General features: G+C 70.4%; 1 protein-coding gene. It reads right to left on the reverse strand.

Annotated features, from left to right (window positions below; all coding sequences use genetic code 11):
• A partial coding sequence (locus tag ABZW10_RS38730) for a transposase (protein WP_355376427.1) occupies window positions 1-951 on the reverse strand: 951 nt, incomplete at its 3' end.
• Window positions 952-1047: the final 96 nt, after the last annotated feature.

The following is a 1047-nucleotide window of genomic DNA, read 5'->3' on the forward strand; positions in this document are numbered from 1 at the left end:
GGCCGTGTTCGTGACCAGGTTCGGAGTGTCGGGCTCGCAGGTCTCGGTCACGTGGACCTTGTAGCCGTCCCAGAGGATGTCGCGCTTCACGCTGCCGCGCGCCTCGACGTCATAGGGAGTGACCATGCGTTTCGCGCCCGGCGGCCGGTCTTTTGGGTCCCGGCGCCTCACCTCGTCCCCGACCGGGTGGAAGTGCTGGACCCAGATCCGCCGCAGCACCTGGACCTGCGGCAGCTCCCGCAACGTGCGCGGCGCGTCGGGGGAGGTCACGGCCTCGAAGAGCCGCGTTCCGTCCGTGCCGATCCGCCGCCCCACCTCCTCCCGCCCAGTGCGGGACTTCGGGAAACGGGATTCCTCGGCCCGGGTCGCGTAGTGCCGGAACCAGTGCGGGTCGGCGATCTCCACCAGCCATTCGGGCGCGGCCTCGGCGAGCGTGTTCAACGCGCTCCGCAGGGTCTCGGCCACCATCTCCAGCCAGCCGAGCTCACGGGCCGCGGACAGCACGTGGGTGGAGTCGGTCCGGGCCCGGCCCCCGGTCTTCAACAGCCCCTTGGCCCGGGCCGCTTCCAGGATGCCGTCCAGCACCCGCCGCCCGGCGTCCGCCTCGACCAGCCGGTCCCGGAACTCCGACAGCACCGAGAAGTCGAAGCCCGGATCCCCGAGCTCCAACCCGAGCGCGTACTTGAAGTCGATCCTCGCCCGCACCGCCTCCGCCGCCTGCCGGTCGGTCAGCCCCTCGACGAACTGCAGCACCAGGACCAGCGCCAACCGGCCCGGCGACCACGCCGGCCTGCCCCGTACCGGGAACAGGTCGGCGAAACGCTCATCCGTGAACAGCACTCCCAACTCGTCCCGGATCCGGATCGCCAGACTGCCCTTCGGGAACGCCGCCCGCGCCACCCGCACCGTCTCCACCGGAACCTCACCCGGCCCGGCCACACGCATCGACACCACACACCCCCACAACGACGAAACGCCGGTCTCCGAGACAAGTCTCGGAGACCGGCATCACTCACCGCAGGCGATCAATCACAATTCACCAACAGC

It is taken from the genome of Kitasatospora sp. NPDC004723 (genome assembly GCF_040609255.1).
Lineage (GTDB): Bacteria > Actinomycetota > Actinomycetes > Streptomycetales > Streptomycetaceae > Kitasatospora.